This is a genomic window from Klebsiella sp. SYXHC3, from assembly GCF_057196925.1.
Genome location: NZ_JBXUNG010000004.1, coordinates 400911 through 422723, shown reverse-complemented (window position 1 = coordinate 422723; position 21813 = coordinate 400911). Strand labels below are relative to the sequence as shown.

Below are 21813 nucleotides of genomic sequence, written 5' to 3'. Positions count from 1 at the left end.
GCCCCGATGAACAAAGAAATTTTGGCTGTTGTTGAAGCCGTTTCCAACGAAAAAGCGCTGCCGCGCGAGAAGATTTTCGAAGCGTTGGAAAGCGCTCTGGCAACGGCGACCAAGAAAAAATACGAACAAGAGATCGACGTTCGCGTAGAAATCGACCGTAAAAGCGGTGATTTCGACACCTTCCGTCGCTGGCTGGTGGTTGAAGAGGTCACTCAACCGACTCGCGAGATCACGCTGGAAGCCGCGCGTTACGAAGATGAAAGCATGAACGTCGGCGACTACGTTGAAGATCAGATTGAATCTGTCACCTTCGACCGTATCACCACGCAGACCGCTAAACAGGTTATCGTGCAGAAAGTACGTGAAGCTGAGCGCGCGATGGTTGTCGATCAGTTCCGCGAGCACGAAGGCGAGATCATCACCGGCGTGGTGAAAAAAGTAAACCGCGACAACATCACTCTGGATCTGGGCAGCAACGCTGAAGCCGTGATCCTGCGTGAAGATATGCTGCCGCGTGAAAACTTCCGTCCGGGCGACCGTATTCGCGGCGTACTGTACGCCGTTCGTCCGGAAGCGCGCGGCGCGCAGCTGTTCGTGACTCGCTCCAAACCGGAGATGCTGGTCGAACTGTTCCGCATTGAAGTGCCGGAAATTGGCGAAGAAGTGCTGGAAATCAAAGCCGCGGCCCGCGATCCGGGTTCTCGTGCGAAAATCGCCGTGAAAACCAATGACAAGCGTATCGACCCGGTTGGCGCTTGCGTAGGTATGCGCGGCGCGCGCGTTCAGGCGGTTTCTACCGAGCTTGGCGGCGAGCGCATCGATATCGTCCTGTGGGATGATAACCCGGCGCAGTTCGTGATTAACGCCATGGCGCCGGCTGACGTCGCGTCCATCGTGGTGGATGAAGATAAACACACCATGGACATCGCGGTAGAAGCGGGCAACCTGGCGCAGGCGATCGGCCGTAACGGTCAGAACGTCCGCCTGGCATCACAGCTCAGCGGCTGGGAACTCAACGTCATGACCGTTGATGACCTGCAGGCTAAGCACCAGGCTGAAGCCCATGCCGCTATCGATACCTTCACCAAATATCTCGATATTGATGAAGATTTCGCAACCGTACTGGTTGAAGAGGGCTTCTCCTCGCTGGAAGAACTGGCCTATGTGCCGATGAAAGAACTGCTGGAAATCGACGGCCTTGATGAAGCGACCGTTGAAGCACTTCGTGAGCGTGCGAAAAACGCACTGACTACACTGGCGCTGGCTCAGGAAGAAAGCCTGGGAGACAACAAACCTGCCGACGATTTACTGAATCTGGAAGGTTTGGACCGTGCTCTGGCATTTAAGCTGGCTGCCCGTGGTGTTTGTACGCTGGAAGATCTCGCCGAACAGGGCGTTGATGACCTGGCTGATATCGAAGGTATGACCGACGAGAAAGCTGGTGAACTCATCATGGCTGCTCGCAACATTTGTTGGTTCGGCGACGAAGCGTAATAAACTGTAGCAGGAAGGAACAGCATGACAGATGTGACTATTAAAGCGCTGGCCTCAGAAATTCAGACCTCTGTGGATCGCCTGATACAGCAATTTGCTGATGCAGGTATTCGCAAATCGGCTGATGATTCTGTGACCGCGCAAGAGAAGCAAACCTTGTTAACGCACCTGAACCGTGAACACGGCTCGGCGCCTGACAAGCTGACGTTGCAGCGTAAAACGCGCAGCACGTTGAATATTCCAGGTACCGGTGGAAAGAGTAAATCGGTACAAATCGAAGTCCGCAAGAAACGCACCTTTGTGAAACGCGATCCGCAAGAGGCTGAACGCCTGGCCGCGGAAGAGCAGGCGCAGCGTGAAGCGGAAGAGCAAGCCCGTCGTGAAGCTGAAGAAGCAGCTAAGCGCGAGGCGCAATTAAAAGCTGAACGTGAGGCCGCAGAACAAGCTAAACGTGAAGTCGCTGAAAAAGCGAAACGTGAAGCCGCGGAAAAAGACAAAGTGAGCAATCAACATACCGACGAAATGACCAAGACCGCCCAGGCTGAAAAGACCCGCCGTGAGAACGAAGCAGCGGAGCTGAAGCGCAAATCGGAAGAAGAAGCACGCCGCAAACTTGAAGAAGAAGCGCGCCGTGTAGCGGAAGAAGCACGCCGTATGGCTGAAGAAAATGAAAAAAACTGGAGTGAAACTCCGGAAACCCCAGAAGAAACGACCGACTATCACGTAACCACGTCTCAGCATGCGCGTCAGGCTGAAGATGATAACGATCGTGAAGTTGAAGGCGGTCGCGGCCGTGGCCGTAACAGCAAAGCTGCTCGCCCGGCGAAGAAAGGCAACAAACACGCTGAATCGAAAGCTGACCGTGAAGAAGCCCGTGCGGCCGTTCGCGGCGGTAAAGGCGGCAAACATCGCAAAGGTTCTTCTCTGCAGCAGGGCTTCCAGAAGCCGGCTCAGGCCGTTAACCGCGATGTTGTGATCGGCGAAACCATCACCGTTGGCGAGCTGGCCAACAAAATGGCGGTCAAAGGTTCTCAGGTCATCAAAGCGATGATGAAACTGGGCGCGATGGCGACCATCAACCAGGTCATCGACCAGGAAACCGCTCAGCTGGTTGCCGAAGAGATGGGCCATAAAGTTATCCTGCGTCGTGAAAACGAGCTGGAAGAAGCAGTAATGAGCGACCGTGACACCGGCGCTGCGGCTGAACCGCGCGCACCGGTAGTGACCATCATGGGTCACGTTGACCACGGTAAAACCTCTCTGCTGGACTACATTCGTTCTACTAAGGTTGCCTCCGGCGAAGCGGGTGGTATTACCCAGCACATCGGTGCGTACCACGTAGAAACCGACAACGGCATGATCACCTTCCTGGACACCCCGGGCCACGCCGCGTTTACCTCCATGCGTGCTCGTGGTGCGCAGGCGACGGATATCGTGGTTCTGGTAGTGGCGGCAGACGACGGCGTGATGCCGCAGACTGTGGAAGCTATCCAGCACGCCAAAGCGGCGCAGGTGCCGGTAGTGGTTGCAGTGAACAAGATCGATAAGCCGGAAGCGGATATGGATCGCGTGAAGAACGAACTCTCCCAGTACGGCGTGATGCCGGAAGAGTGGGGCGGCGAAGCGCAGTTCATCCCAGTATCGGCGAAAGTTGGTACCGGTATCGACGACCTGCTGAACGCTATCCTGCTGCAGGCTGAAGTTCTCGAACTGAAAGCGGTACGTAACGGTATGGCGAGCGGTGCGGTTATCGAATCCTTCCTGGATAAAGGTCGTGGTCCGGTAGCTACCGTTCTGGTTCGCGAAGGTACTCTGCACAAGGGCGATATCGTACTGTGTGGCTTTGAATATGGCCGCGTACGTGCGATGCGTGACGAACTGGGTCGCGAAGTGCTGGAAGCGGGTCCGTCCATTCCGGTGGAAATCCTCGGTCTGTCCGGCGTTCCGGCTGCGGGTGATGAAGTTACCGTTGTTCGTGACGAGAAAAAAGCGCGTGAAGTTGCGCTGTATCGTCAGGGTAAATTCCGTGAAGTTAAACTGGCTCGCCAGCAGAAATCTAAACTGGAAAACATGTTCGCTAACATGACCGAAGGCGAAGTTCACGAAGTGAACATCGTGCTGAAAGCGGACGTGCAGGGTTCTGTCGAAGCGATTTCCGATTCCTTGCTGAAACTGTCTACCGACGAAGTGAAAGTGAAGATCATCGGTTCCGGTGTAGGTGGTATCACCGAAACCGACGCGACCCTGGCTGCAGCTTCCAACGCGATTCTGGTTGGCTTCAACGTTCGTGCCGATGCTTCCGCACGTAAAGTTATCGAGTCAGAAAGCCTGGATCTGCGTTACTACTCCGTCATCTATAACCTGATCGACGAAGTGAAAGCGGCGATGAGCGGCATGCTGTCTCCGGAACTGAAACAGCAGATCATTGGTCTGGCTGAAGTGCGTGATGTCTTCAAATCGCCGAAATTCGGCGCCATCGCGGGCTGTATGGTTACCGAAGGTACGATTAAACGTCACAACCCAATTCGCGTACTGCGCGACAACGTGGTTATCTATGAAGGCGAGCTGGAATCCCTGCGCCGCTTCAAAGATGACGTTAACGAAGTTCGTAACGGTATGGAATGTGGTATCGGCGTGAAGAACTACAACGACGTTCGCGTTGGCGATATGATCGAAGTGTTCGAAATCATCGAAATCCAGCGTAGCATCGATTAATCGTCAGATAGCTAAGCATAGGCCGGGTAAGCGAAGCGCCACCCGGCAATAATTTTAAAAAGGGGCTTTTGGCCCCTTTTTTGTCTTTATTCTGGAGAATTTATTATGGCGAAAGAATTCGGTCGCCCGCAGCGCGTGGCCCAGGAGATGCAAAAAGAAATTGCCATCATCCTGCAGCGTGAAATCAAAGACCCGCGTCTGGGCATGATGACCACCGTTTCCGGCGTAGAAATGTCCCGTGACCTGGCCTATGCCAAAGTGTATGTCACTTTCCTTAACGACAAAGATGAAGCCGCGGTGAAAGCGGGCATCAAAGCGCTGCAGGAAGCGTCTGGTTTTATCCGCTCTCTGCTGGGCAAAGCGATGCGCCTGCGCATCGTGCCGGAACTGACTTTCTTCTACGACAACTCGCTGGTCGAAGGGATGCGCATGTCCAATCTGGTTACCAGCGTGGTGAAACACGACGATGAGCGTCGTGTGAACCCGGACGACAGCAAGGAGGACTAATGAGTCGTCCTCGTCGTCGCGGCCGCGACGTGCACGGCGTATTGCTGCTGGATAAGCCTCAGGGCGCCTCCAGCAACGATGTGCTGCAGAAAGTAAAACGTATTTATAATGCCAACCGCGCTGGCCATACCGGCGCGCTGGATCCGCTGGCGACCGGTATGCTGCCGGTCTGCCTTGGCGAAGCGACTAAGTTTTCCCAGTATCTGCTGGATTCTGATAAGCGTTATCGCGTGATCGCCAAACTTGGTCAGCGTACGGATACCTCCGACGCCGATGGCCAGGTGGTGGAGGAACGCCCGCTAACCTTTAACGAAGAACAGCTGGCGGCGGCGCTGGATAGCTTCCGCGGCGAGACTCAGCAGGTGCCGTCGATGTACTCGGCGCTGAAATATCAGGGTAAAAAGCTGTACGAATACGCTCGTCAGGGCATTGAGGTTCCGCGTGAAGCCCGGCCGATTACGGTCTATGAGCTGCTGTTTATTCGCCATGAAGGCGATGAACTGGAGCTTGAGATCCACTGTTCGAAAGGTACCTACATCCGTACGATTATCGATGATTTGGGCGAGAAGCTTGGCTGCGGCGCGCACGTGATTTTCCTGCGTCGCCTGGCGGTGAGCAAATACCCGGTCGAGCGGATGGTGACCCTGGAGCAACTGCAGGCGCTGGTCGAACAGGCGGCGGCAGAGGATATTCCCGCCGCTCAACTGCTTGACCCGCTGCTGATGCCGATGGATAGCCCGGCGTCGGATTACCCGCTGGTTCATATTCCGGAAACTTCCGCGGTCTACTTTAAAAACGGCAACCCGGTTCGTCAGTCAGGCGCGCCGCTGAACGGGCTGGTGCGAGTGATGGAAAGCGAGTCCGGTAAGTTCCTCGGTATGGGCGAAATCGACGATGAAGGCCGCGTCGCGCCTCGTCGTCTGGTGGTGGAATACCCACAGTAAGCGCTTTTGTTGCGATAAAAGCCTGCTACGAGTAGAATATCGCCGCTTAACGTCCGCTAAAGTGTTTTAACATTTTCGGGCGTTGCATCAGGGGTTGCTGAATTAGAGATCGGCACCCTTTCTTTACTTATAATTTTGGAGTTTGAAAATGTCTCTAAGCGTTGAAGCTAAAGCACAAATCGTTTCTGAGTTCGGTCGTGGCGCAAACGACAGCGGTTCTACTGAAGTTCAGGTTGCACTGCTGACTGCACAGATCAACCACCTGCAGGGTCACTTTGCAGAGCACAAAAAAGATCACCACAGCCGTCGTGGTCTGCTGCGCATGGTTTCTCAGCGTCGTAAACTGCTCGACTACCTGAAACGTAAAGATGTTGCACGTTACTCTTCGCTGATCGAGCGTCTGGGTCTGCGTCGCTAATTCTGCGAGTTTCAGAAAAAGGGGCCTCACGGCCCCTTTTTTCGACCAGGCGGCAGCAATTCATTAAAAACTCATGTATTGTTGCTATTAATGATCTTCATGCAGAGGTTCGCGCGGCTAATGAGAGGCTTCATCCGCAGGGGCGGGTAAAGGTTGTCATTAGTCGCGAGGATGCAGAGGATCGGGTCATCAGGCGCGATATCGTAGATATGGCGTCATTTTTAGATAAAAGGATAGAATTTTGCTTAATCCGATCGTTCGTAAATTCCAGTACGGCCAGCACACCGTAACCCTGGAAACCGGCATGATGGCGCGCCAGGCAACGGCCGCTGTGATGGTTAGCATGGATGACACCGCGGTATTCGTTACCGTTGTGGGTCAGAAAAAAGCGAAACCGGGCCAGGACTTCTTCCCGCTGACTGTTAACTACCAGGAGCGTACTTACGCTGCCGGTAAAATCCCGGGTGGCTTCTTCCGTCGTGAAGGCCGTCCAAGCGAAGGCGAAACCCTGATCGCGCGTCTGATTGACCGCCCGGTTCGTCCGCTGTTCCCGGAAGGCTTCGTTAACGAAGTTCAGGTTATCGCGACCGTTGTTTCCGTTAACCCGCAGGTTAACCCGGATATCGTCGCGATGATCGGCGCATCCGCCGCGCTGTCGCTGTCCGGTATTCCGTTCAATGGCCCAATCGGCGCCGCTCGCGTGGGTTACATCAACGACCAGTACGTACTGAACCCAACCCAGGAAGAGCTGAAATCCAGCAAACTGGATCTGGTGGTTGCCGGTACCGAAGCGGCCGTACTGATGGTTGAATCCGAAGCTGAACTGCTGAGCGAAGACCAGATGCTGGGCGCGGTGGTCTTTGGCCACGAGCAGCAGCAGGTTGTTATTCAGAACATCAACGACCTGGTGAAAGAAGCCGGTAAACCGCGTTGGGACTGGCAGCCGGAAGTGGTTGACGCCGCCCTGAACGCGCGCGTTGCTGCGCTGGCTGAATCCCGCCTGAGCGATGCTTACCGTATCACCGACAAACAAGAGCGTTACGCTCAGGTTGACGTGATCAAATCTGAAACCATCGCGACGCTGGTTGCCGAAGATGAAACCCTGGACGCCAACGAACTGGGTGAAATCCTGCACGCTATCGAGAAAAACGTCGTCCGTAGCCGCGTACTGGCAGGCGAGCCGCGTATCGATGGCCGCGAAAAAGACATGATCCGTGGTCTGGACGTTCGTACCGGCGTACTGCCGCGTACTCACGGTTCCGCACTGTTTACCCGTGGCGAAACTCAGGCGCTGGTTACCGCGACTCTGGGTACCGCACGCGACGCGCAGAACATCGACGAACTGATGGGCGAGCGCACGGACTCCTTCCTGTTCCACTACAACTTCCCTCCGTACTCCGTAGGCGAAACTGGCATGGTTGGTTCTCCGAAGCGTCGTGAAATCGGTCACGGTCGTCTGGCTAAGCGCGGCGTTCTGGCCGTAATGCCGACAATCGACGAATTCCCGTACACCGTTCGCGTGGTATCTGAAATCACCGAATCCAACGGTTCTTCTTCCATGGCTTCCGTCTGTGGCGCATCTCTGGCGCTGATGGACGCTGGCGTGCCGGTGAAAGCCGCCGTTGCGGGTATCGCAATGGGTCTGGTGAAAGAAGGCGATAACTTCGTCGTACTGTCCGACATTCTGGGTGACGAAGACCACCTTGGCGATATGGACTTCAAAGTTGCGGGTTCTCGCGACGGTATCTCTGCGCTGCAGATGGATATCAAAATTGAAGGTATCACCAAAGAAATCATGCAGGTTGCTCTGAACCAGGCTAAAGGTGCGCGTCTGCACATCCTGGGCGTGATGGAACAGGCGATTAACGCGCCGCGCGGCGATATCTCCGAATTCGCACCGCGTATCCACACCATCAAGATCAACCCGGACAAGATCAAAGACGTTATCGGTAAAGGCGGTTCTGTTATCCGTGCCCTGACCGAAGAAACCGGCACCACCATCGAAATCGAAGATGACGGTACCGTGAAGATCGCAGCGACCGACGGTGACAAAGCGCAGCACGCTATCCGCCGTATCGAAGAGATCACCGCTGAGATCGAAGTTGGCCGTATCTACAATGGTAAAGTGACCCGTATCGTTGACTTTGGCGCATTCGTTGCCATCGGCGGCGGTAAAGAAGGTCTGGTTCACATCTCTCAGATCGCTGACAAGCGCGTTGAGAAAGTGACTGATTACCTGCAGATGGGTCAGGAAGTACCGGTTAAGGTTCTGGAAGTTGACCGTCAGGGCCGCGTACGTCTGAGCATTAAAGAAGCAACTGAGCAGGCTCAGCCAGCTAACGCGCCGGAAGCTCCGGCCGCAGAGCAGGGCGAGTAAGGTTGCCGATTGCCCTCCGCTTCGGCGGAGGGTCTATTCCGGGCAGGATGCCTTTTTGCAGCCGGGGAACTGGACGTTCATCCAATCGTTGTCTTCGGGAGTGGGAAATGAAGCCTTTTCTGCGCTGGTGTTTCGTGGCGACAGCTCTCACGCTGGCAGGATGCAGCAACTCTGCCTGGCGTAAGGACGCCGTCCTCGCGGTACCATTGCAACCGACTTTGCAGCAAGAAGTGATTCTGGCGCGCATGGAACAAATTCTTGCCAGTCGGGCTTTAACCGATGACGAACGCGCACAGCTTTTATATGAGCGCGGAGTGTTGTATGATAGTCTCGGTCTGAGGGCATTAGCGCGAAATGATTTTTCACAAGCGCTGGCAATCCGACCCGATATGCCTGAAGTATTCAATTACTTAGGCATTTATTTAACGCAGGCAGGCAATTTTGATGCTGCCTATGAAGCGTTTGATTCTGTACTTGAGCTTGATCCAACTTACAACTACGCGCACTTAAACCGCGGCATCGCTCTGTATTACGGTGGCCGTGCTAAGTTAGCGCAAGATGATCTGCTGGCGTTTTATCAAGACGATCCCAATGATCCTTTCCGCAGTCTGTGGTTATACCTCGCCGAGCGTAAGCTTGATGAGAAGCAGGCGCTTGAAGCACTGAAACAGCGCTTCAACAAGTCGGACAAAGAGCAATGGGGATGGAACATTGTCGAGTTCTACCTTGGCGACATTAGCGAAAAAGAGCTGATGACCCGTCTGAAGGCAGACGCAACGGATAACACCTCGCTCGCTGAGCATCTCAGTGAAACCAACTTCTATTTAGGTAAGTACTACCTAAGTCTGGGGGACAAGGACAGCGCTACGGCACTGTTCAAACTGGCGGTCGCTAACAACGTTCATAACTACGTTGAGCACCGATACGCATTGTTGGAATTATCGCTCTTGGGCCAGGAGCAAGATGACCTGGCAGAATCGGACCAGCAATAGCTGACGAACACTCATCAGCCCTTTTTTTGATTGCCATCACCTTCGCGGGTGAGGGCGTTGTTGTTCGTTAATACACCTACTTTGAGCCGGTTCACACTTTTCAATGAAAATTACTCTAAATTTTCACGATGAGTTATGTAGACTGGCCGCCATTAATTTTGAGGCACACGTACTACATGGCTGAATTCGAAACCACTTTTGCAGATCTGGGCCTGAAGGCTCCTATCCTTGAAGCGCTTAACGATCTGGGTTACGAAAAACCATCTCCGATCCAGGCTGAGTGCATTCCGCATCTGCTGGACGGCCGCGACGTTCTGGGTATGGCCCAGACCGGTAGTGGTAAGACCGCAGCGTTCTCTTTACCGCTGCTGAACAACATCGATCCTGAGCTGAGAGCACCGCAGATTCTGGTGCTGGCGCCGACCCGCGAACTGGCGGTACAGGTTGCTGAAGCAATGACGGAATTCTCTAAACATATGCGCGGCGTAAACGTGGTTGCCCTGTACGGCGGCCAGCGTTATGACGTGCAGCTGCGCGCCCTGCGTCAGGGGCCGCAGATCGTTGTCGGTACCCCGGGTCGTCTGCTGGACCACCTGAAGCGCGGTACGCTGGATCTCTCTAAACTGAGCGGTCTGGTACTGGACGAAGCAGATGAAATGCTGCGCATGGGCTTTATCGAAGACGTAGAAACTATCATGGCGCAGATCCCGGAAGGTCATCAGACCGCTCTGTTCTCCGCCACGATGCCGGAAGCGATTCGTCGCATTACCCGCCGCTTCATGAAAGAGCCGCAGGAAGTGCGCATTCAGTCCAGCGTCACCACGCGCCCGGACATCAGCCAGAGCTACTGGACTGCTTACGGCATGCGTAAAAACGAAGCGCTGGTGCGTTTCCTGGAAGCGGAAGACTTTGATGCGGCGATTATCTTCGTGCGTACCAAAAACGCGACCCTGGAAGTGGCAGAAGCGCTGGAGCGTAGCGGCTATAACAGCGCCGCGCTGAACGGCGATATGAACCAGGCGCTGCGTGAGCAGACTCTGGAGCGCCTGAAAGACGGTCGTCTGGATATCTTGATCGCCACCGACGTTGCGGCCCGTGGCCTGGACGTTGAGCGTATCAGCCTGGTTGTTAACTATGACATCCCGATGGATTCCGAATCTTACGTTCACCGTATCGGCCGTACCGGTCGTGCGGGTCGTGCGGGTCGCGCGCTGCTGTTCGTTGAGAACCGTGAGCGTCGCCTGCTGCGTAACATCGAACGTACGATGAAGTTGACGATCCCTGAAGTAGAACTGCCGAACGCAGAACTGCTGGGCAAACGTCGTCTGGAGAAATTCGCCGCTAAGGTTCAGCAGCAGCTGGAAAGCAGCGATCTGGACCAGTACCGTGCGCTGCTGGCTAAAATCCAGCCGACCGCGGAAGGCGAAGAGCTGGACGTGGAAACGCTGGCCGCTGCGCTGCTGAAAATGGCCCAGGGCGAACGTTCTCTGATCGTTCCGCCGGATGCGCCGATGCGTCCGCGTCGTGAATTCCGCGATCGTGATGACCGTTTCGAACGTCGTGGCGACCGTAATGACCGCGGCCCGCGCGGCGATCGTGAAGATCGTCCGAAGCGTGAGCGTCGTGACGTGGGTGAAATGGAACTGTACCGCATTGAAGTGGGCCGTGATGACGGCGTTGAAGTTCGTCATATCGTTGGCGCGATCGCTAACGAAGGCGACATCAGCAGCCGCTACATCGGCAACATCAAGCTGTTCGGTTCTCACTCTACCATCGAACTGCCGAAAGGTATGCCGGGCGAAGTGCTGCAGCACTTTACTCGTACCCGCATCCTGAACAAGCCGATGAACATGCAGCTGCTGGGCGATGCGCAGCCGCGCACCGAACGTCGTGGCGGCGGCGAGCGTCGTGAAGGCGGTCGTGGCTTCGGCGGCGAGCGTCGTGAAGGCGGTCGTAGCTTCGGTGGCGAACGTCGTGAAGGCGGTCGTGGTGAAGGTCGTCGTTTCAGCGGCGAACGTCGTGAAGGCGGCCGCGCGCCGCGTCGTGACGATGCTTCCGCGCCGCGCCGTGATGATTCCGCGGGTCGTCGTCGTTTCGGTGGCGATGCGTAATAAGCGCAATCCGTTAGCGTAAAGTAAATAATACAGCCCCGATCGTCATGATTGGGGCTTTTTTTATTTCTTTTGTACTCGTGTACTGGTACAGTGCGTCATGCTCAACGTGAGCGAAGTATTTTCGACTGGAGATTTCGGCAAATGGCGACACTAACCACTACGGCCACCCGACCGTCTTTATTTGGCGGCGTGGTGATTATCGGCGGCACAATTATTGGCGCGGGCATGTTCTCGCTGCCGGTGGTCATGTCCGGCGCGTGGTTTTTCTGGTCGCTGGCGGCGTTGGTTTTTACCTGGTTCTGCATGCTGCACTCCGGTTTGATGATTCTGGAAGCCAACCTTAATTACCGGATTGGCTCCAGTTTCGACACCATTACCAAAGACCTGCTCGGCAAAGGCTGGAACCTGGTGAACGGCGTGTCGATCGCCTTTGTGCTGTATATCCTGACCTACGCCTATATTTCGGCGAGCGGTTCGATCCTGCACCACACCTTCAGTGAAATGTCGCTGAACGTACCGGCGCGCGCGGCGGGCTTCGGCTTTGCACTGCTGGTGGCCTTTATCGTCTGGATGAGCACGAAAGCGGTGAGCCGCATGACGGCTATCGTACTGGGCGCTAAGGTGATTACCTTCTTCCTGACCTTCGGCAGCCTGCTGGGGCACGTTGAGCCGACGACGCTGTTTAACGTCGTGGAGAAGAATGCCTCCTATGCGCCATACCTGCTGATGACGCTGCCGTTCTGCCTGGCCTCGTTTGGCTATCACGGTAACGTGCCGAGCCTGATGAAATATTATGGTAAGGATCCGCGCACCATTACCCGCTGTCTGATTTACGGTACGCTACTGGCGCTGGGTCTGTATGTGGTCTGGTTGCTGGTGACGATGGGGAATATCCCTCGTCCGCAGTTTATCGGTATCGCCCAGAAGGGCGGTAACATTGATGTGCTGGTGCAGGCGCTGAGCGGCGTGCTGAATAGCCGCGGTCTGGATCTGCTGCTGGTGGTGTTCTCCAACTTTGCCGTCGCCAGTTCCTTCCTCGGCGTGACGCTGGGGCTGTTCGATTATCTCGCTGATCTGTTTGGCTTTGACGATAGCGCGATGGGACGCTTTAAAACCGCGCTGTTGACCTTTATCCCGCCGATGATCGGTGGGCTGGTGAAACCAGATGGTTTCCTTTACGCCATCGGCTATGCCGGCCTGGCGGCTACGGTATGGGCGGCGATTGTGCCGGCGCTGCTGGCTCGCGCTTCGCGTAAACGCTTCGGCAGCCCACAGTTCCGCGTTTGGGGCGGAAAACCGATGATTGCGCTGATCCTGTTGTTCGGGCTTGGCAACGCGGTGGTGCATTTCCTGTCGAGCTTTAATCTGTTGCCGGTTTATCAATAACCGCATTGCCCGGTGGCGTGACGCGCACCGGGCTTACCACGTCGCTAACCTAACAATTCCTCTTTCACCTGCCTCGCTAAATCAAACGAATGCAGGCGTGCCTGGTGGTCGAAGATCTGGCCGTTAACCATGATTTCGTCCGCTTCCGTTTCGCGAAGAATCGACGCTAACCCATGGCGAACTTTGGTCTTATCGCCAACCAACGACATGCTCAATGCTTGCTGTACACCATACTGCTCGGACGCTGACCACAGTTGATGCATATTTTCCACCGGCGGCGGCAACTGCCCGGTTTCGCCGCGGCGCAGCTTAACGAAGGCCTGCTGCATCGAGGTAAAGAGGAACTCCGCATCGCGATTACTATCGGCGGCGATAATATTGATACATACCATCGCGTACGGTTTTTCGAGCCGCGCCGAAGGTTTGAAGTTGCTGCGGTACAGATGCAGCGCCTGGAATAGCATGTCCGGCGCGAAGTGAGAGGCGAAGGCAAACGGCAGACCAAGCTGCGCCGCCAGCTGCGCGCTGTATAGGCTTGAGCCCAGCAGCCACACCGGAATTCGTTCGCCATAGCCGGGAACCGGGCGCACCTGCGGATTAGCCTCGCGGGCGTCAAACCAGTCCACCAACTCCGCCACATCGCGCGGGAAATTATCGACATCGCCGCTCATATGGCGACGCAGCGCGCGCATGGTCGGCTGATCGCTGCCCGGCGCGCGGCCAAGGCCGAGATCGATACGTCCGGGATACAGCGTATTCAGGGTGCCGAACTGTTCGGCGATCACCAGCGGCGAGTGGTTTGGCAACATTACGCCTCCGGATCCCAGATGCAGGGTGGTGGTATTGGCGGCAAGATAGCCAATCAACACCGAGGTCGCCGCGCTGGCAATGCCCACCATATTATGATGCTCCGCCAGCCAGTAACGGTGGTAGCCGCGGGATTCCGCCAGTTGGGCGAGAGCAAGAGAATGGGAAAAGGCTTCTTTAGCAGAAGATCCCTGCGGGATCGGCGCCAGATCGAGCACCGAGAACGGAATGGTTTTATCAGTCATAACAGCTCACTTTGTCGACGGTGAATCTTTTAATAGTGCATTAAAAATTAATAACCGTTGTTAACAAAGTGAGCTTTTACGCTTCACCTTACGCCTGCAGCTCCAGCCCGGCCAGCCGTTTCCAGTAGCCGTTGCAATCGCTGTTAGCGGTGAGATCCAGCGGCGCAGCGCCATTTTCGTTGGCGCGGAAGGCGTCGAGCATGGCGAAGGTCTCGCTGCCCATCGGCGACAGGCGCACCATATCCACCAGACCGTGCATCGAGGTTAACTCGTTGCCAAGGTTATAGACGTAGCCGCTCATCGTCTGAATGCCGTTAAGCACAAACACCTGCTGGTTCTCCTGCGACAGCATGCTGCGCCCGGTTGGGTACTTGATGCAGCAGGTTTCGCATTCGTCTTTTGGCCGGTCTTCCGAGCGGGCGGTAAAGCAGCGCGCGGAATAGGCCAGCGGCAGATGGCCGTAGCTCAGCACTTCGACTTCAAACTGGTTGCGAATACCCAGCTCTTCGCACTGAGTCAGTAAATTAGCCAGCCAGTCGCGGGAAAGCTCCACCGGCATGCACCAGCGCACCATGCCCTGCTTCAGCAGCAGGCGCAGGGTGACGGCGTTGTAGCAGTTCAGCGCATGACCGGCGACGAAGGGCAGCTTGCGTTCGGCACAGAGATTGACCACGCCGAGGTCGCTGGCTTCAATCAGGAATTCGCCGTTCTCGACATAGCGCTTCAGCTCGCCCAGTTCGGATGAGGCCTGCACCAGCGCGAGGGTGGAGAGCACCACCTGCTTGCCGCTACCGGCCAACGCTTTCGCCATTTCGATCCAATCGCCGACTTTGGTCGCGCGGCGCTTGCTGCATACCGCTTCGCCCAGATAAATGGTGTCAGCGCTACAGTTTGCCGCCTGCTGGTAAAAATCTGCCAGCGTCTCTTTTGGCCAGTAGTACAGCACCGGCCCTAATGAATATTTCATGTTTCTCACTGCCATTTACGGTGATAGGCGCCAAGGGTGGTTTGCGTTCCTTCGGACATCGAACCAAGGGTTTCCATCCATGCAGATTGCGGCACGAAGTTCTGCGGATCGGCTTTACAGCGATCGATCGCCTGACGCCAGACTTTCGCTACCTGGGTGACGTATGCCGGGCTGCGCTGGCGGCCTTCAATTTTTACCGAAGCGATATTGGCGGCCATCAGTTCTGGCAACAGTTCCAGGGTGTTGAGGCTGGTGGGTTCTTCCAGCGCGTGGTAGCGCTCGCCGTCGACCAGGTAGCGGCCTTTGCACAGCGTCGGATAACCGGCATTCTCGCCATCCTGATAGCGATCGATCAGCACTTCGTTAAGGCGTGACTCCAGCCCCTGCGGCGTTTGCTGCCAGCGGACGAAGCGCGCGGGCGAACAGGCGCCGACGGTATTTGGCGATTCGCCGGTGAGATACGACGAGAGATAGCAGCGGCCTTCCGCCATGATGCATAAGCTACCGAAGGCGAAGACTTCCAGTGGAACCGGCGTGGCGCGCGCTAACTGTTTCACCTGGTGAATGGATAACACCCGCGGTAGTACGACGCGGGCGACGTCAAAGTTGCGGTGATAAAAACGTATCGCCTCTTCGTTAGTGGCGGACGCCTGCACTGAAACGTGACGTTCAATGTGCGGATAGCGTTCCGCAGCGTACTCCAGCATGGCGATATCGGCGAGGATGAGCGCGTCGGCGCCCAATTGCGCGGCCATATCCACAGCACGCTGCCAACGGGCATAACCGTCGGGATGGGCGAAGGTGTTAATCGCGATATGTAGCTTGCGGCGATGCTGGTGCACAAAGCTGACGGCTTCCTGTAATTTCTTTTCGGTGAAATTAAGGCCGGCAAAGTGGCGGGCATTGGTGTCATCTTTCAGCCCGATATAGACGGCATCGGCGCCGTTTTCGATGGCCGCCTTAAGTGCCGGGATGTTACCGGCGGGGCAGAGCAGCTCCATAATTTTTCCTGAAAAACGCGGCCGGTCAGGGACGCAAAATGGTTAACGAGCTGGGATTTTAGTTAACCTTCTGGTGACAATTTTTGATTTGAGGCAGTTAAAAGCGTATTGGTGGGCTCAATAGCTGGCGGCCATCATCGCGATTTTGTTGATTTACGCCGCTATGTCGTTTATTTGATATGGCACAATAGCGAAACTATTGCATGCATGGAGTGAAGCTTGTGTTGGATGAACTGCGTTCCCGGCTGGTCCGTTTTGGCCCGTCTTTAATGAGCGTGCCGGTTAAGCTGGCGCCTTTTGCCCTCAAGCGCCAGGTGCTGGAACAAGTATTGAGCTGGCAATTTCGCCAGGCGCTGGCGGATGGAGAACTGGAGTTTCTCGAAGGTCGCTGGTTAAGTATTAATGTGCGCGATATTGGCCTGCTGTGGTATACCTCGGTAGTCGACGGTCGCCTGGTGGTCAGCCAGCAGGCTGACGCCGACGTCAGCTTTAGCGCCGATGCCAGCGATCTGTTGATGATTGCCGCGCGTAAACAGGATCCGGATACGCTATTCTTCCAGCGTCGTCTGGTGATTGAAGGTGATACCGAGCTGGGTCTATACGTGAAGAACCTGATGGATGCCATCGAGCTGGAGCAGATGCCGAAAGCACTGCGCGTCATGCTGCTGCAGATGGCGGATTTTGTCGAAGCAGGCCTGAAGAGCCCGCAGAAACCTGAACAGACATCGGTAGGTGAGGCATGCTGATTCGAGTGGAAATTGGGATTGATGCGCCGGGTATCGACGCGCTGCTGCGCCGTACGTTCGGCAGCGACGCGGAAGCGAAGCTGGTGCACGATCTGCGTGAAGATGGTTTGATCACGCTGGGCTTAGTCGCCACTGACGATGAAGGCCAGGTAGTTGGCTACGTCGCCTTCAGCCCGGTCACCGTCGAAGGCGAAGAGCTGCAGTGGGTCGGTCTGGCGCCATTGGCGGTAGATGAAAGCTATCGCGGCCAGGGTATTGGCCGACAGCTGGTCTACGAAGGGCTGGATTCATTAAATGAGTTTGGCTACGCCGCGGTGGTCACGCTGGGCGAACCGGCGCTGTATGGCCGTTTGGGCTTTGAACCCGCCGCCGCGTTCGATTTACGCTGCCGTTGGCCGGACACCGCTGAAGCCTTCCAGGTACATCGCCTGGCGGATGACGCGCTGCAGGGCGTACACGGTCTGGTCGAGTACAGCGATCATTTCAATCGCTTCTGAGCCCCTCCAGCAGGGTCTCGAACGAACCATCCCCGGCAACGAGGCGCTCTTTCTGGCGCTTCGTTAGCTGCTTGATGCGATACTCCAGCCGCAGAGCGAGTGAGTGGTCACCAACTTTCTGACTAAACGCCAGCGCCAGTTCGCCTTTGCCGCGCAGCGCTTTCGCTCCTTTGCCTTCCTGATGCTGAAGAAAGCGGCGCGGAACATCGGTGGTAATGCCGGTATACAGGCGGTTATCAGCGGTTCGAATAAGATAGAGAAACCAGCACACGGTAATAACGTCAGTCTGTTAGGGTGTGTGCACCATAGCATAATGGAGAATAAAGATGGATACGCTTGCCGCGATTAGCCGCTGGCTGGGTAAACAGCACGTCATCACCTGGTGCGTCGCGCGTGATGACGAGCTGTGGTGCGCCAATGCGTTTTACGTTTACGACCCGGATAACGTCGCCTTTTATCTGCTGAGCGACGAAAAAACCCGCCACGGCCAGATGACCGGCGAACACGCGAAGGTTGCCGGGACGGTTAACGGCCAGCCAAAGACCGTTGCCTTGATCCGCGGCGTGCAGTTTAAGGGTGAGATCCGCCGCCTTCACGGTGACGAAGAGGCTGAAATGCGCAAGCGCTACGTCAAGCGCTTCCCGGTCGCCCGCATGCTGTCGGCGCCGGTGTGGGAGATCCGTCCCGACGAGCTTAAATTTACCGACAACACGCTGGGTTTTGGCAAAAAGCTATATTGGCTGCGCGACTCAAGCCCCGAGCAGGCGTAGCGCCTCGCGATTGAACGCCGGCAGATCGTCTGGGGTTCGGCTGGTGACTAACTGATCGTTATCAAGCACCACTTCCTGATCGTAAAACTCACCGCCGGCGTTTTTTACGTCGACCACGATAGGTTTAACCGCCGTGAGTTTACGCCCGCGAATGACATCTGCGCTGATGAGTAGCTGCGGGCCGTGGCAGATGGCAAAGACCGGCTTACCGCTATTCACGAAGTCGCGAGTAAAAGTGACGAAGCGCTCATCACCCCGCAACTGGTCCGGTGAATAGCCGCCAGGCAGCAACAACGCGTCAAACTGCGCCGGCGTCACGTCATCTATTGCTTTGTCGATCGCCACTTCAGCCTCGCCTTGTTTCCCTTTTACCGTTTTTCCTGCCTGTTTCTCAATCGTCACGACCTGATGCCCGGCAAGTTTAAAGGCCTCGGCAGGTGAGGTGAATTCAGAATCTTCGAAGTCGTCGGTGATTAGTACGGCAATCTTTTTACTCATTCTTCCTCCGATCTTTTGGCAGTGAATGAGGCATTTCCATGATGATGGTGGATACTTACCTCGTAAGCTATTAAGCCTGGAATATGTGGGGCAAAGTGCAAGGCAGACAATTCTGCAGTCAGGTATTACTAACCGGCGCGACTGGTTTGGTTGGTGGGCACTTACTTCGCCTGCTACAGAATGAGCCGGGCATTAGCGCGATTACTGCGCCAACGCGCCGTCCCCTTGCTGTGGCGGAGGGGGTATTCAATCCACACGATCCGCAGTTGACCGATGCACTGGCGCAGGTGGTTGATCCTGTCGATATCGTTTTCTGCTGCCTGGGCACCACGCGCCGGGAAGCGGGGAGTAAAGAAGCGTTTGTGCATGCTGACTATACGCTGGTGGTAGATACGGCGCTGGTCGGGAAGCGTCTCGGAGCGCAACATATGCTGGTGGTCAGCGCGATGGGCGCTAATGCGCATTCGCCCTTCTTCTATAACCGCGTGAAAGGAGAAATGGAAGAGGCGCTGATGGCGCAGGACTGGCCGCGGCTGACCATTGCCCGTCCTTCGATGTTGCTGGGGGATCGGGAGCATAAACGCGCCAATGAAACGCTCTTTGCACCGCTATTTCGTTTTCTGCCTGGAGACTGGAAAGCTATTCAGGCCCGCGATGTAGCGACTGCCCTGCTCGCGGAGGCGCTGGCGCCGAGCCATGAAGGCGTCCAAATCCTGACCTCGTCTCAGCTACGGGAGCGCGCTGCCCGGCAGGCGGATTAACCATTTTCAAATTTGGACGGCAGGCGTAGTATTCACCTCCTTATTTGTTATCACTTCTCCCTGGGGAATGCTATGGCTGGTCAGTCTTCATCTCAGGCGGCATCACCATTTCAATGGTGGAAACCCGCGCTGTTCTTTCTCGTCGTTATCGTTGGTCTGTGGTACGTCAAATGGCAGCCGTATTACGGTAAAGCCTTTACGGCCGCCGAAACCCACAGTATCGGTAAATCTATTCTCGCGCAGGCTGATGTAAACCCGTTGCAGGCGGCATGGGATTACGCGATGGTTTATTTCCTCGCGGTCTGGAAAGCGGCGGTGCTCGGCGTGCTGCTTGGTTCGCTTATTCAGGTGTTGATCCCACGCGACTGGCTGCAGAGGACGCTTGGGCAATCTCGTTTTCAGGGCACGTTGCTGGGAGCGATTTTTTCGCTGCCGGGGATGATGTGTACCTGCTGCGCCGCGCCGGTCGCCGCCGGTATGCGTAAACAGCAGGTGTCGATGGGCGGAGCGCTGGCGTTCTGGATGGGCAACCCGCTGCTGAACCCGGCAACGCTGGTCTTTATGGGTTTCGTGCTCGGCTGGCAGTTTGCTCTGATCCGGCTGGTGGCCGGGCTGGCGACGGTGCTGGTGGTGGCGACGCTGGTGCAAAAATGGGTAAAAGAGGCGGCGACGCAGCCGGTAGCGGCAGAAGACGTTAGCCAACTGCAGCGCGATGAGGGCAGTTTTATCAGCCGCTGGCTACGCGCGCTGTGGTCGCTGTTCTGGAGTACGATCCCGGTTTACATCCTCGCGGTGCTGGTACTGGGCGCGGCGCGGGTCTGGCTGTTCCCGCACGCCGAGGGCGCGGTCGATAACACGCTGTTCTGGGTGATCGCAATGGCGATAGCCGGTTGCCTGTTCGTTATCCCGACGGCGGCGGAAATCCCGATTGTGCAGACGATGATGCTGGCTGGGATGGGCACCGCGCCGGCGCTGGCGCTGCTGATTACGTTGCCGGCGGTGAGCGTGCCGTCGCTGGTTATGTTGCGTAAGGCGTTTCCGGCTAAAGCGCTGTGGCTAACCGGCGGGCTGGTGGCGTTGTGCGGGGCGATCGTCGGCGCGCTGGCGCTGGTGTAATTTATCCGGAGCGGGGCTGTGGCCCCGGCGCCGGATTTTGTGCCGGGTGGCGGCTACGCCTTACCCGGCCTACGGTCCGTGCGGACTGTCGTTAATTTATACTGCCGGTGTTGGTGGCCTCAAAATCCCCCCGGTGGCGCTGTCGCTTACCGGGGCTACAGCGCTTTGCGATTTGGTAGCCCGGAGAAGGCGCAACGCGCCGCGTCCGGGAAAACCCCTTAAAAAAGTTGCCAACCGATAACAGTATCTACAACGGATACAGGGCGTTTATTTAATATAGGTAAACGCGGTGGTGACGCGGCTCACGCCGCTAACCCGGCTGGCGATATCCGCCGCCGCGCGGCCTTCGCGGTCGGTGACAAGGCCCATCAGGAACACTTCGCTATTTTCGGTCGTCACTTTCACATTGGAAGACTTCACCTGATCGCTGCCCAGCAGTTGGGAACGAACTTTGGTGGTGATCCAGGTATCCGACGACGCGGTGCCTAAGCCAATCGGCTGGCCTTGACGCACTTCATTGAAGACTTCGGTAGTCCCTTCAACCCCCATCGCGATTTGTTTGGCGCGTGAGGAGAGATCGGCGGTCGGCGACTGGCCGGTCAGCAGGACCTTGCCCTGATAAGCGGTGACGTTAATACGCGCTTCTTTCTTAATCTGTTCATCTTTCCCTAAGGCGCTGTTAACGCGTAGCTCCAGGGTGCTGTCATCAACCTGCGTACCGACCGTACGTGGGTCCGTTGCCGCTTTGGTGCCGACGGCTGCCGTACCGACTACCGCTGCGGCGACGCAGCCCTGTAGCAGTAGCGCAGAAAGCAGGATGGCGAGGGGCGAGAGAGCCTTCATGTGTTCTCCTTATTCGTCCTGGTGTGGAAAAAGCGTGTTATCAATCAAATCGCACAGACAATTGACGGTGAGCATGTGCATTTCCTGGATCCGCGCGCTGCGGTGTGAAGGAATGCGGATTTCAACGTCCTGCTGACCTAACAGGCCAGCCAGCTCGCCGCCGTCGTAACCGGTTAACGCCACGATAGTCATATCGCGGGTGACCGCCGCTTCCACGGCTTTCACGATATCCCGGCTATTGCCGCGCGTAGAAATCGCCAGCAGTACGTCGCCGGCGTGTCCCAGCGCGCGCACCTGTTTAGCATAGATTTCATCATGCAGGCGATCGTTGGCGATTGCGGTTAAGACCACATTATCGGTATTTAGTGCAATGGCGGGTAAACCAGGGCGCTCTGTTTCGAAACGATTGATCATGCTGGCAGCAAAATGCTGTGCGTTGGCGGCGGAGGTGCCATTACCACAACAGAGGATTTTGTTGCCGTTAAGCAGCGACTGAACGAGCGTCATAGCCGCGCGCGAGATGGCGTCCGGGAGCGCTTCCGCGGCGGCGATTTGGGTTTGAATGCTTTCGGTAAAGCAGGCTTTAATTCTGTCGAGCACGGGATCCCTTAAATC

General features: G+C 56.2%; 22 protein-coding genes. 15 read left to right on the top strand and 7 right to left on the bottom strand.

Annotated elements, in window-relative coordinates; all coding sequences use genetic code 11:
- Window positions 1-6: 6 nt before the first annotated feature.
- The 10 genes from nusA (at window position 7) to mtr (ending at window position 12947) form a co-directional block, all read left to right on the top strand.
- The gene (gene nusA, locus AC2CGP_RS13900; RefSeq protein WP_015369524.1) at window positions 7-1494 is read left to right on the top strand and encodes a transcription termination factor NusA; all 1488 of its coding nucleotides are present in this window, start codon (window positions 7-9) and stop codon (window positions 1492-1494) included.
- Window positions 1495-1518: 24 nt separating this feature from the next.
- Window positions 1519-4209, top strand: coding sequence for a translation initiation factor IF-2 (gene infB / locus AC2CGP_RS13895; RefSeq protein WP_015369525.1), 2691 nt, complete (start codon window positions 1519-1521; stop codon window positions 4207-4209).
- Between the two features lie 105 nt (window positions 4210-4314).
- Window positions 4315-4716, top strand: a complete 402-nt coding sequence (gene rbfA, locus AC2CGP_RS13890; RefSeq protein ID WP_002918248.1) for a 30S ribosome-binding factor RbfA — start codon at window positions 4315-4317, stop codon at window positions 4714-4716.
- Window positions 4716-5660, top strand: coding sequence for a tRNA pseudouridine(55) synthase TruB (truB, locus tag AC2CGP_RS13885; protein WP_015369526.1), 945 nt, complete (start codon window positions 4716-4718; stop codon window positions 5658-5660). Before rbfA ends, truB begins: the two co-directional genes overlap by 1 nt.
- 148 nt (window positions 5661-5808) lie before the next feature.
- Window positions 5809-6078 carry a 30S ribosomal protein S15 gene (rpsO, locus tag AC2CGP_RS13880; RefSeq protein ID WP_015369527.1) on the top strand — a complete coding sequence of 90 codons (270 nt, stop codon included), beginning with the start codon at window positions 5809-5811 and terminating at the stop codon, window positions 6076-6078.
- Between the two features lie 241 nt (window positions 6079-6319).
- Window positions 6320-8455: a polyribonucleotide nucleotidyltransferase gene (gene pnp / locus AC2CGP_RS13875; protein WP_015369529.1), complete on the top strand. Its 2136-nt coding sequence runs from the start codon at window positions 6320-6322 to the stop codon at window positions 8453-8455.
- Between the two features lie 107 nt (window positions 8456-8562).
- Entirely contained in the window at window positions 8563-9447 is an 885-nt protein-coding gene (gene nlpI / locus AC2CGP_RS13870) for a lipoprotein NlpI (RefSeq protein WP_020077841.1), read from the top strand.
- Between the two features lie 103 nt (window positions 9448-9550).
- Window positions 9551-9631, top strand: coding sequence for a protein YrbN (gene yrbN / locus AC2CGP_RS13865; RefSeq protein ID WP_086538083.1), 81 nt, complete (start codon window positions 9551-9553; stop codon window positions 9629-9631).
- Window positions 9624-11558: a DEAD/DEAH family ATP-dependent RNA helicase gene (locus tag AC2CGP_RS13860; protein WP_015369531.1), complete on the top strand. Its 1935-nt coding sequence runs from the start codon at window positions 9624-9626 to the stop codon at window positions 11556-11558. Before yrbN ends, AC2CGP_RS13860 begins: the two co-directional genes overlap by 8 nt.
- Window positions 11559-11702: 144 nt before the next feature.
- Entirely contained in the window at window positions 11703-12947 is a 1245-nt protein-coding gene (gene mtr, locus AC2CGP_RS13855) for a tryptophan permease (RefSeq protein ID WP_015369532.1), read from the top strand.
- A gap of 44 nt (window positions 12948-12991) precedes the next feature.
- Here mtr and AC2CGP_RS13850 read toward each other — a convergent pair whose 3' ends face one another.
- The 3 genes from AC2CGP_RS13850 to ubiU form a co-directional block, all read right to left on the bottom strand.
- Window positions 12992-13999: a luciferase-like monooxygenase gene (locus AC2CGP_RS13850; RefSeq protein ID WP_475702435.1), complete on the bottom strand. Its 1008-nt coding sequence runs from the start codon at window positions 13997-13999 to the stop codon at window positions 12992-12994.
- 88 nt (window positions 14000-14087) lie between these two features.
- Complete coding sequence (locus AC2CGP_RS13845; protein WP_015369534.1) at window positions 14088-14966, bottom strand: U32 family peptidase; 879 nt, start codon at window positions 14964-14966, stop codon at window positions 14088-14090.
- 5 nt (window positions 14967-14971) lie between these two features.
- On the bottom strand, window positions 14972-15967 hold the full coding sequence (ubiU, locus tag AC2CGP_RS13840) for a ubiquinone anaerobic biosynthesis protein UbiU (protein ID WP_126027636.1): 996 nt from the start codon (window positions 15965-15967) through the stop codon (window positions 14972-14974).
- Window positions 15968-16188: 221 nt separating this feature from the next.
- Here ubiU and ubiT point away from each other — a divergent pair, with 221 nt between their 5' ends.
- Window positions 16189-16713 carry a ubiquinone anaerobic biosynthesis accessory factor UbiT gene (ubiT, locus tag AC2CGP_RS13835; protein ID WP_015369536.1) on the top strand — a complete coding sequence of 175 codons (525 nt, stop codon included), beginning with the start codon at window positions 16189-16191 and terminating at the stop codon, window positions 16711-16713.
- The gene (locus tag AC2CGP_RS13830; protein ID WP_015703593.1) at window positions 16707-17210 is read left to right on the top strand and encodes a GNAT family N-acetyltransferase; all 504 of its coding nucleotides are present in this window, start codon (window positions 16707-16709) and stop codon (window positions 17208-17210) included. Before ubiT ends, AC2CGP_RS13830 begins: the two co-directional genes overlap by 7 nt.
- Here AC2CGP_RS13830 and AC2CGP_RS13825 read toward each other — a convergent pair.
- Entirely contained in the window at window positions 17197-17487 is a 291-nt protein-coding gene (locus AC2CGP_RS13825) for a GIY-YIG nuclease family protein (protein ID WP_026612209.1), read from the bottom strand. The two genes, AC2CGP_RS13830 and AC2CGP_RS13825, sit on opposite strands and share 14 nt — an antisense overlap.
- Window positions 17488-17536: 49 nt before the next feature.
- Here AC2CGP_RS13825 and AC2CGP_RS13820 point away from each other — a divergent pair, with 49 nt between their 5' ends.
- Window positions 17537-17980, top strand: a complete 444-nt coding sequence (locus AC2CGP_RS13820; protein WP_015369539.1) for a YhbP family protein — start codon at window positions 17537-17539, stop codon at window positions 17978-17980.
- Here AC2CGP_RS13820 and AC2CGP_RS13815 read toward each other — a convergent pair.
- On the bottom strand, window positions 17960-18478 hold the full coding sequence (locus AC2CGP_RS13815; RefSeq protein WP_015703592.1) for a type 1 glutamine amidotransferase domain-containing protein: 519 nt from the start codon (window positions 18476-18478) through the stop codon (window positions 17960-17962). The genes AC2CGP_RS13820 and AC2CGP_RS13815 overlap by 21 nt on opposite strands.
- Window positions 18479-18573: 95 nt before the next feature.
- Between AC2CGP_RS13815 and AC2CGP_RS13810 the strand changes: the two genes are divergently transcribed.
- Entirely contained in the window at window positions 18574-19239 is a 666-nt protein-coding gene (locus tag AC2CGP_RS13810) for an NAD(P)H-binding protein (RefSeq protein ID WP_475702436.1), read from the top strand.
- 72 nt (window positions 19240-19311) lie between these two features.
- Window positions 19312-20355, top strand: a complete 1044-nt coding sequence (locus AC2CGP_RS13805) for a permease (RefSeq protein ID WP_126027635.1) — start codon at window positions 19312-19314, stop codon at window positions 20353-20355.
- Window positions 20356-20622: 267 nt separating this feature from the next.
- Here the strand turns inward: AC2CGP_RS13805 and dolP are convergent, their stop codons facing one another.
- Together dolP and diaA are read right to left on the bottom strand one after the other, a co-directional pair.
- Window positions 20623-21198: a division/outer membrane stress-associated lipid-binding lipoprotein gene (gene dolP, locus AC2CGP_RS13800; protein WP_015369543.1), complete on the bottom strand. Its 576-nt coding sequence runs from the start codon at window positions 21196-21198 to the stop codon at window positions 20623-20625.
- 9 nt (window positions 21199-21207) lie between these two features.
- The gene (gene diaA, locus AC2CGP_RS13795; RefSeq protein WP_015369544.1) at window positions 21208-21798 is read right to left on the bottom strand and encodes a DnaA initiator-associating protein DiaA; all 591 of its coding nucleotides are present in this window, start codon (window positions 21796-21798) and stop codon (window positions 21208-21210) included.
- Window positions 21799-21813: the final 15 nt, after the last annotated feature.